We start from the raw sequence: 8,855 nt of genomic DNA, 5'->3' as shown, positions 1-8,855 counted from the left end.
ATATTACACCGACAATTGGTACCCACTGACGGGAAGTAATCTCTTAATCCGGGCGAAAGTATGGCAATTTGATGAGTAATCGTTGGGAATCGTCGCATGGAAACACTTTTGGAGTTGGCATGCAAATAAAATCTCGCTCAACAATTCTCGCTACCCTCATGGCAGGATTGTTGCTATTGGTGTTCGGTTGCGAGGGTCCAGAAGGAGCGGCAGGACGTGATGCGACGTTGCCCGACACTCAAGCGCCCTCAATTGATTGGATTCGTCCCTTCGGCGGGGAGTTGGTGACGCCTCGTGATACGCTTGAAGTTACTGCGTATGACAACTCGTCAGTCGACTCAGTGCATTTCTATCTCGATGGCATGCCCCTAATCAAAGGAATGATTGTGGGAACCCATTCCAATCGCTATCGGGCGGTATGGCAAAGCGCATGGGCTTCCAATGGGTATCACACGCTCGCTGCTCGCGCCTTTGATCCAACGGGAAATTTCACTTATACCCCGACGATTCTTGTCAATACTCTGGCTACCGGCATCGACACTCTGCAAAATTTCTCTGGCACTTATGCCAATCCCCCGCAAGGTTGGTCATTGCCGGATCTGGTTAATCTATCTACTGAGTATGCAGTGGAGTTGCGGTCGACCAATCAATGTTCGCTGAAAACCATTCAATTCGTAGTGAGGTTGGTCTCTACTCAAACCGAATTTGACACCCTGATGTTTTATCTCTATGACAAAGTGAACAACCTGCCCAACCAACGAATTGACTCTTTGGTAATTCTACCAGATTCGTTAAGTAATACCGGTTTCAGTTCGTTGACATTGCAACGTTTACTCAGTGCAAATACCTCATACTATTTCGCGATTGCGGCGCCCCTCACTATGGAACCGATTGCCATAATCACTGATCAAGCGGTACGAAATCCAAATCGACAGGAGCTCGAACTCAGAACGGAGTGGATTTCTTTAACTGAAAACAACATCATGCTGCGTGCAATTGTTGACATACTCGAGTAGGAAACAAGTTTGAAAAGTTTGGGATTGTATCATGATTAAAAAGACAACGACACCTAAGGAAGGCATTCTGTTAGGTGGTTTGCGAACCAATGCCGATAAATTAGTTGCAATGGCGGCAGTTGGTGAAATTGCGCCGCCAAAGTTAGGTCCCTTGCCTTATCGCATTCAAGCGAAAACTGGACAAGCAATTCCCTTGCCCGGTACCGGCAGTATCACATTCAACAAACGCATCGGTGATAACTGTATCGATTTGGTCGGCGACCATATCGAACCCGGCGCGACAATCGAGTACCGCGGATCCAGTGATGGTGGTTTTTCTCCAAACAATGGCTTAAACACGCTTGCCTGCATTGGAAATCCCGTTCGAGTCTTAACCGGCGAAGCGAAAGGGGAAACCGGACGCGTTACCGGAACCCACGGCGGTGTCGAGCACGTCATCGTCGATTTTCCGCCGGATGTTTTAGCCGATCTTGCGATTGGCGATAAAATGCAAGTTCATGCCTTCGGGATTGGTCTCGAATTGCTCGATTTTCCCGACATCAAACTCTTCAATCTTGATCCCCAATTGTTACATGTTTTAGATTGGAAAAAAGATCGTTCCGGCAAATTAGTCGTACCGGTTACACATTTCGTTCCCGGAAAAGTGATGGGGAGTGGGTTGGGCAACAACCACGTCTGGCGCGGCGATTACGACATTCAAATGTTCGATGAAAAAATGGTAGCTGAGTATAATCTCAAATCGCTCCGTTTTGGCGATATTGTCGCACTGATGGATGTCGACAATAGCTACGGCAGAATCTGGAGTGAAGGTTCCGTTACCATCGGGGTGATCATCCATTCCAATAGCGTTGTAGCGGGTCACGGCCCAGGTGTCACGACCATTGCGACATCGCTATCAGGTAACATCAAACCGGTGATTTCCGAGCAGGCGAACCTTGCTTATCTATTCGAGAAAATGAAATCGAAGAGGAAGAAGTAACGAATGCACGATTCTTTACCGATTCCTCGTGCGATTTTGTTCGATCTCGATGGTGTCTTAATAACTTCCCTGGAAAATCACTTTTTCACGTGGAGTACCGTATTATCTGATCAAGGTATTTCGGTTACCCGCCGCGACATTGCATTAGGCGAAGGGGAAAAAGCCGAAGTATCGATGCGCCGCTTCTTTCAAGAGAAAGCAGGCATCACCCCTTCCGATGAATTTGTGATGGAGCTCGTGAATCGGAAGCGAAAACTCTATCGCGAGAATTCGCCGCCGCAAATCAACCCGGAAGCACACGGGCTTTTGCAGAAGTTAAAAGCTTCAAATGTACTGCTGGGGTTAGTTACCGGGTCGGCGCGCGTCAATCTCGAGAGTTCGCTAATACCTGAGGAGATTGCACTTTTCTCCGCGATAGTATCCGGTGAAGAGAATCTCCCCGGGAAACCGGATCCAGCGCCTTATCTGGAAGCGATGAAACGCCTTCATTGCGAACCGGCGGAATGTTAGATTGTCGAGAATGCCCCTTTTGGTATTCAAGCTGCATTAGGAGCCGGAGGTACTGTCATTGCTCTGCAATCGACACTGACCCGTGAAGATTTACCCGGTGCTCATCAGTATATCGAGCGAATCGAACAAGTTTGGGAACTTTTCATAACAACAAAAACTGAGAACGAAAGGAAATTGTAACGAATATGGTTGGTAAATTAATGACGATTGACCGCTTCATCATCGAGCAGCAACGTCAAGTGGAAGGCGCCACCGGCGAGTTCAGCGATCTCCTCGAAGATATCGCATTAGCAGCTAAACTAATCTCACATCACGTCAATAAAGCCGGACTGCTGGACATATTGGGTGAATTTGGTTCGGAGAATGTGCAAGGCGAGCGCCAGCAGAAATTGGATGTGATTGCCCACGATACTATCATTCGGATGCTGGATCACGGCGGGCATCTCGCAGCTATGGCTTCCGAAGAGAGTGAAGAAATCATTCCGATTCCCGAACACCATGAAATCGGACACTATGTAATCAACTTCGATCCCCTCGATGGCAGTTCTAATATTGATGCGAACGTTTCTGTCGGAACGATTTTCTCGGTACACAAAAAAATCTCGTTGGATCAGCAAGGCACCGAAGCCGATTGTATGCAGATTGGTCGCAAGCAAGTCGCGGCGGGTTACATCGTCTACGGTTCCTCCACGATGCTTGTATACACAACAGGACATGGTGTTCACGGGTTTACCCTCGATCCCGCCGTCGGTGAATTTTTGCTATCGCATCCCAATATGCGAATTCCCGAGCGAGGAAAAATTTATTCGTGTAATGAAGGAAACTACGCCTACTGGACGGAAGGCACCCGTCGTTATGTTGACTACTTGAAGGCGCACGATCCCGCGACCAAACGCCCTTATACTTCGCGTTATGTCGGTTCTCTTGTTGCCGATATCCATCGTACGTTGTTGTATGGTGGTATCTTCCTATATCCGTTGGATGCGAAGGATCCAAAGAAACCGGCAGGAAAATTACGACTACTTTACGAAGCGGCGCCGATCTCAATGATCGTAGAACAAGCCGGCGGAGCATGCACCGATGGCAGAGGTCGCAACATTCTCGACCTCGAACCAACATCGCTTCATATGCGGGTACCACTGATCGTGGGTAGTAAACAGGATGTATCCGAGTACGAGGAATTCATTAATAAATTCGATCTTGCGCCTCGCGATTAACAAGATTTCGATTATCATGATTTATGTAGGGGCGGCTGGCAGCCGCCCTTTTCTTTTTTGTGAGGCCACGATATTCTTGTCGCGGTGCGTACGGGCAAACCGGTGTTCACCCTTTTGTTTTGAATTGTTGGATATGGGCTTCCCGACCCGCTCCGTAGGGGCGAATTGCAATTCGCCCTGTCGTTGCGAGGAACGTAGGTCGCAACCTTGTACGACTGAAGTGACGTGTCAATCTCGATTTGTATTATAGGGGCGTATTGCATACGCCCCTTTTCACTTTACTTCTTCTTGAACAGCCACGCCCCGGCCAGTGCCGCTCCAATCGAGCCTGCCAACATCGGTTTCAGAAACAACCAAATCGACTGTTCCTGCATCGGATTCTCGCCCTTTTGCTTATCGACCGGCAACAATTGCAATGTGGTATCTTCCGGTGGTCGGAGAATTTTCGATTTATCCTTGACAACGACTCGCACTGGTTTTCCCATCGAATTGCCATATACATCCACTATTGGATCGCCAGCGAGATACATCGAACGATTCATCTCGACAATCGAGGCATCGTGTGGAACGATCATCGTAACCGTTTCGAGCTGTCCGAATAAATACCAGCTTGACCCGGCACTTATGAGCAGTCCAAGTGTCCCCAGCGTAAGCAGTGCAATGCCGATTTTTCTTTTCATAACTAATCCACAAGAGAAATGATACTGAACTGTCAAGAGTAAAGAGTGAGAGAATATGTCTCATGCTATTTTCACGGTTCGGTGGTCCCGTACAGCATCACTTTCACTTTCCACTCGTCGTTTACTTTCCCTTCGGCTTGAGCTGCAATTTTCACTTGATGGTCGGAGAGTTTCACCGGAAATTCTGTGCGGAACCGCATCCATTGTCCTGCGCCCATCTTAACCCCTTTGTCGGCTGGAATCGGAGTTGCTTCGACGACGATTGTGCGAGTTTTAGTAATGCCGTGCATCGTAAAGTCTCCATTGACTTCCCACTTGTCGCCATCCAATCTCTTCGCTGATTTCGCAGTGAACGAGATATTCGGATACTTTGCGACGTCAAGCCAATGCTCGCTCTTCATGTGACCGTCGCGCATCTCAATCCCGGTTTTCATTTGATCAACGGGAACATCCAACTTTACTGAGTACTGTCCTTCGGCAAGCGTTGCGCTCCCTTGAATTGCATTTACATTTCCTAAAATAGTTTCTAAAATCGTCTCGGACGTAAAAGTGATGTTGGTGTGTTTTGGCTGTGTACCAAAATAATAGGTATCTGCAAACGCCGATGCCGCAAGTGTTGCGAGCATCAGCAGCGACCCGATTACTCGTGTGACCATTTCGATTTCCTCCCCGTGATAATTGATCTGATAGAAAAGCAGAACCCGCATCGCTGCGGGTTCGATATAAACAATACGTTCAATCGTCAAGATCTGTGGTTACGTATTTTCAGTCGCTTCCACTTTTTCTTCGCTTTCTTCGGCGGGCTGCTCGATTATCTGCTTTGGCTCGAATTTGAAAGAGAGCGGTCCGTCTTTCCCTTTCATGCCACAAATGACATGAACGTTTTCCGTAAACTTATGCTTAAGCATCTCTTCCGAGAGAATATCTTCCAGCATTCGTTCCACGGTACGGCGTAAATTACGTGCGCCATAGATTGGGCTATACCCTTTATCAGCTAACCATTTAATCGCGCTACGACTGACTTCCACCGTGACGTTTCGTTCAAAAAGCCGTTGGTTCAATTCATTAATATGCAGCCGAGCAATCTCTTCAACGTCGTTCTTCTCAAGGGCACGAAAGACGATTAACTCATCGATTCGATTTAGAAACTCCGGGCGGAAGTATTTCTTCACGGCGTCCATCATTTTATCCGACATCTCGCGGTAATCGACGATATTGCTCTTAGCGCCGAAGCCGATGCCTTGCGTCAGTTTATTGATGTCGCTGGTTCCGAGATTCGAAGTCATGATGATAATCGTATTCCGGAAATCGACCGTGCGACCCGATCCATCGGTCAACTCGCCGGCGTCCAGGACTTGCAGCATCAGATTAAACACATCGGGATGAGCTTTCTCGATTTCATCGAGTAACACCACCGAGTATGGTTTTCGTCGCACTTTTTCGGAAAGCTGACCACCCTCATCATAGCCAACATAACCCGGAGGAGCACCAATCAAACGGCTGACGTTGAACTTCTCCATATACTCCGACATATCAACGCGTACCAATGCATTCTTATCCTCAAATAAGTAATGCGCCAATACCCGAGCCAACTCGGTTTTCCCGACACCAGACGGTCCAAGGAAAATGAAACTGCCGATGGGACGATTGAGTTGTTTGAATCCGGTTCGGGAACGCCGAATCGCTCGCGCTAACGCCCGAATTGCAGGATGCTGGCCAATGACTTTCGCTTCGAGTTCGTTCTCGATATTCAGCAGTTTATCCGTTTCGCTCGTTTGCACTTTGTTTACTGGAATCCCGGTCATCATCGAAACGGTCGCAGCAATGTCTTCTTCCGTTACAATTACAGGCGTCCGTGAACCGGCTTTCTCCCAATTGATCCGCGCCTGCTCCAGTTTCTCATCCATCTGCCGCTTGCGGTCGCGAACGTCTGCCGCCTTTTCATACTCCTGCAACTTCACCAGCTCGTCTTTCAATCCCTGAAGTCGCTCGAGTTCCTTCTCCATCTCGACGATTTCTTCCGGTACTTTCGCATGGGAGAGTCGTAGCCGGCTACCCGTTTCATCGATGACGTCAAGCGATTTATCCGGTTGGAACCGGTCGGTGATGTAACGGTCGGCAAGAATCACCGCATTTCGTACCGCTACTTCCGGATACTTAACGCCATGATATTCTTCATATTTGGATTGCAAACCGCGAATAATCTCAATTGTATCGTCAGTCGTCGGTGGATTCACGATAAGCTTTTGGAATCGCCGCTCGAGTGCACCATCCTTCTCGATGGTTTGACGGTATTCATTGAAGGTTGTCGCACCGATTGCCTGTAGCTCGCCACGTGCTAACGCTGGCTTGAACATATTCGATGCGTCGAGACTACCGCTTGCCGAACCCGCGCCGACAATCGTATGCAATTCATCGAGGAAAAGAATTACATCGCGATTCTTTTCAAGTTCCCCCATAATCGCTTTGATACGTTCTTCAAACTGACCGCGATACTTAGTTCCCGCCACCAATGCGCCTAAATCCAACTGAACGACGCGCTTTCCGAACAATACCGGACTTACCCGTTGTTCCAGAATCCGAATCGCTAACCCCTCAGCGATAGCGGTTTTACCAACTCCCGGCTCGCCGATTAAAACTGGATTATTCTTCTTACGTCGGGCAAGAATTTGCGCGACCCGTTGAATCTCTTCTTCGCGTCCGATGATTGGATCGAGTTTTCCATCGCGGGCAAGCTTAGTGAGATCCCGTCCAAAATGATCAAGTACTGGCGTTTTGGTTTTACTTTTCTCTTTAGTAGCCGTAGTTGCTTTCCGCTCGCCGCCAGGGACATTGCCGCCGCTCCGCTCGCGAATCATGTTTTCGAGTTCTTCTTTGACCCGTTCATAGCTAACATTGAACCGCGACAATACCTGAAATGGAATGCCTTCTTCGTCGCGTAGCAATGCCAACAGCAAGTGCTCGGTCCCAACGACATCGGCGTTATAAGATTGACCTTCCGAGTATGCGAGTTTGAGAACCCGTTCCGCTTTCTTTGTAAATGGAAGATCGCCCGCTTTCATCGTCGGTGTTTCGCTGTGCTCGACAGTTTCCTCGATCCCTTCCCACAACTCTTCCAAATCGGCATTCATATTTTGAAGAATCTGAACAGCACCACCTTCTGCGAGTCGGATGATGCCGAGAAGCAAATGTTCGGGACCGTTCGCATCGTGTCCCATTCGCACCGCTTCTTCACGAGCGAATTGTATCACTTGTTGTACACGAAACGAATACTTTTGCATTGCTTACTCCCTAACCTTCTAACGACTCATCGAAAACCAACCGTGCATTTGCCATCGTATCGCGAATCACTTTGGCCCGGGCGGCGTCGGGATCGAATTCCGGAGCTGTCTCGCTCAGAGTATATCGCAAATACGCGATTCCCGCACGCTCCACTAACCGATTGACATGCCCGGATGTGACGCCCCGGATCCAACCTAAATCCACCCCAATCCGCAAAGCAGAGTGAAGCGCAATGAATTCTTCCCGGCTGATTGACCGGGCATGTTTGAGAATACCGAAACCCCGAGCAATCATATCCTGTATCCGAGTCTTCGCTTCCCGGAGCATTGCTCGCCGAGCTGCACGTTCCCATCGCGCTAATAAAAACGCGCCATGTTCCATCCGCTCGGCAAGCTCGTTAACACTTATTCCAGCACACTGCTTATGGGTTAACAATCCTAATGCGCCGGGTGGTGGATGTAACTGACCATACAAACTTGTTAGTTGAAAACCCGCCGAGGAAAGTTCGGTCGCTATCTTGGCGAAACCATCGCTATAGAACGCGGCAGGGAGGTGCAAGATTGAATAAAACCGCACTCCGCCAGCGTCATGTAAATCGCTTGTGAAAAATCCGATCGAATCGTCAGATGCAAATGGCAACTCCGCAAACACAAAACTGTCGCGATGAAACGCATCGGCGAGCTGCCGGAAACAAACTCCAGTGCCTTGCGCTGTCCATTTCACATGATCGCTTCCGCCGCTATACACCACTGTACTTAGATCGTGCTTCAGGAACATCGATCCACACTTCCGGTGAAAGAAGTCGGTGTCGCCAAACTGACGCTCACTCAATAAATCAGCATCTTTCTGCTCCAACTGCTCCGCTTCAAGCTGAAAACAACTTTCGCGCCACCGTGGATCCGCGTGAAGCGAATCCAATACCTGATGCGAAATCATTGCATATTCCCGATCGGGTAAGCGATTCGGAAAGGGGATATTCCGGAGATTGCGGTAAACGATCATCCGTGCGGACAGCACAATCTCCGGGTAAAACCGACTCTGAAACCGGTGTGGAGCTTGTTCGGAATCGACAATGCCGTGCGGAAGACTCATTTGGGTTGTACCGTCTGATTTAACTCGTTGATCAAGTCGCGTAGTTTTGCAGCTAATTCGTAATTCTCTTGTTCGACTG

Annotated in this window: 8 protein-coding genes; 4 read left to right on the top strand and 4 right to left on the bottom strand. The window is 48.8% G+C overall.

The window, feature by feature from the left end; translation table 11 throughout:
• The first annotated feature begins 119 nt into the window (after positions 1 to 119).
• The 4 genes from OEM52_11615 to fbp all read left to right on the top strand — a co-directional run bounded on the left by OEM52_11615 (position 120) and on the right by fbp (position 3,722).
• Positions 120 to 1,016: an Ig-like domain-containing protein gene (locus tag OEM52_11615; protein ID MDK9700783.1), complete on the top strand. Its 897-nt coding sequence runs from the start codon at positions 120 to 122 to the stop codon at positions 1,014 to 1,016.
• 31 nt (positions 1,017 to 1,047) lie between these two features.
• Positions 1,048 to 1,995, top strand: coding sequence for a DUF4438 domain-containing protein (locus tag OEM52_11610; protein ID MDK9700782.1), 948 nt, complete (start codon positions 1,048 to 1,050; stop codon positions 1,993 to 1,995).
• Between the two features lie 3 nt (positions 1,996 to 1,998).
• Positions 1,999 to 2,505: an HAD hydrolase-like protein gene (locus OEM52_11605; GenBank protein ID MDK9700781.1), complete on the top strand. Its 507-nt coding sequence runs from the start codon at positions 1,999 to 2,001 to the stop codon at positions 2,503 to 2,505.
• A 185-nt stretch (positions 2,506 to 2,690) separates the two neighbouring features.
• Positions 2,691 to 3,722: a class 1 fructose-bisphosphatase gene (gene fbp / locus OEM52_11600; GenBank protein MDK9700780.1), complete on the top strand. Its 1,032-nt coding sequence runs from the start codon at positions 2,691 to 2,693 to the stop codon at positions 3,720 to 3,722.
• A 278-nt stretch (positions 3,723 to 4,000) separates the two neighbouring features.
• On the opposite strand, the gene OEM52_11595 is transcribed toward fbp, so the two are convergent.
• From OEM52_11595 to OEM52_11580, 4 genes are all read right to left on the bottom strand, one after another.
• Positions 4,001 to 4,402, bottom strand: a complete 402-nt coding sequence (locus OEM52_11595) for a hypothetical protein (protein MDK9700779.1) — start codon at positions 4,400 to 4,402, stop codon at positions 4,001 to 4,003.
• Between the two features lie 71 nt (positions 4,403 to 4,473).
• Complete coding sequence (locus OEM52_11590) at positions 4,474 to 5,058, bottom strand: YceI family protein (protein MDK9700778.1); 585 nt, start codon at positions 5,056 to 5,058, stop codon at positions 4,474 to 4,476.
• Between the two features lie 99 nt (positions 5,059 to 5,157).
• Entirely contained in the window at positions 5,158 to 7,683 is a 2,526-nt protein-coding gene (locus tag OEM52_11585) for an ATP-dependent Clp protease ATP-binding subunit (protein ID MDK9700777.1), read from the bottom strand.
• 10 nt (positions 7,684 to 7,693) lie between these two features.
• On the bottom strand, positions 7,694 to 8,855 hold a 1,162-nt coding region (locus OEM52_11580; protein ID MDK9700776.1), incomplete at its 5' end, for a hypothetical protein.

The organism is bacterium (assembly GCA_030247525.1).
GTDB lineage: Bacteria > Electryoneota > JAOADG01 > JAOADG01 > JAOADG01 > JAOTSC01.
This window is presented reverse-complemented; position numbering and strand designations above follow the sequence as displayed.

Bases quoted from the DNA above. Each gene is read 5' to 3' on its own strand.
- OEM52_11605 (MDK9700781.1), top strand. From the start codon at position 1,999: ATGCACGATTCTTTACCGATTCCTCGTGCGATTTTGTTCGATCTCGAT.
- OEM52_11585 (MDK9700777.1), bottom strand. From the start codon at position 7,683: ATGCAAAAGTATTCGTTTCGTGTACAACAAGTGATACAATTCGCTCGT.
- OEM52_11590 (MDK9700778.1), bottom strand. From the start codon at position 5,058: ATGGTCACACGAGTAATCGGGTCGCTGCTGATGCTCGCAACACTTGCG.
- OEM52_11595 (MDK9700779.1), bottom strand. From the start codon at position 4,402: ATGAAAAGAAAAATCGGCATTGCACTGCTTACGCTGGGGACACTTGGA.
- fbp (MDK9700780.1), top strand. From the start codon at position 2,691: ATGGTTGGTAAATTAATGACGATTGACCGCTTCATCATCGAGCAGCAA.
- OEM52_11610 (MDK9700782.1), top strand. From the start codon at position 1,048: ATGATTAAAAAGACAACGACACCTAAGGAAGGCATTCTGTTAGGTGGT.
- OEM52_11615 (MDK9700783.1), top strand. From the start codon at position 120: ATGCAAATAAAATCTCGCTCAACAATTCTCGCTACCCTCATGGCAGGA.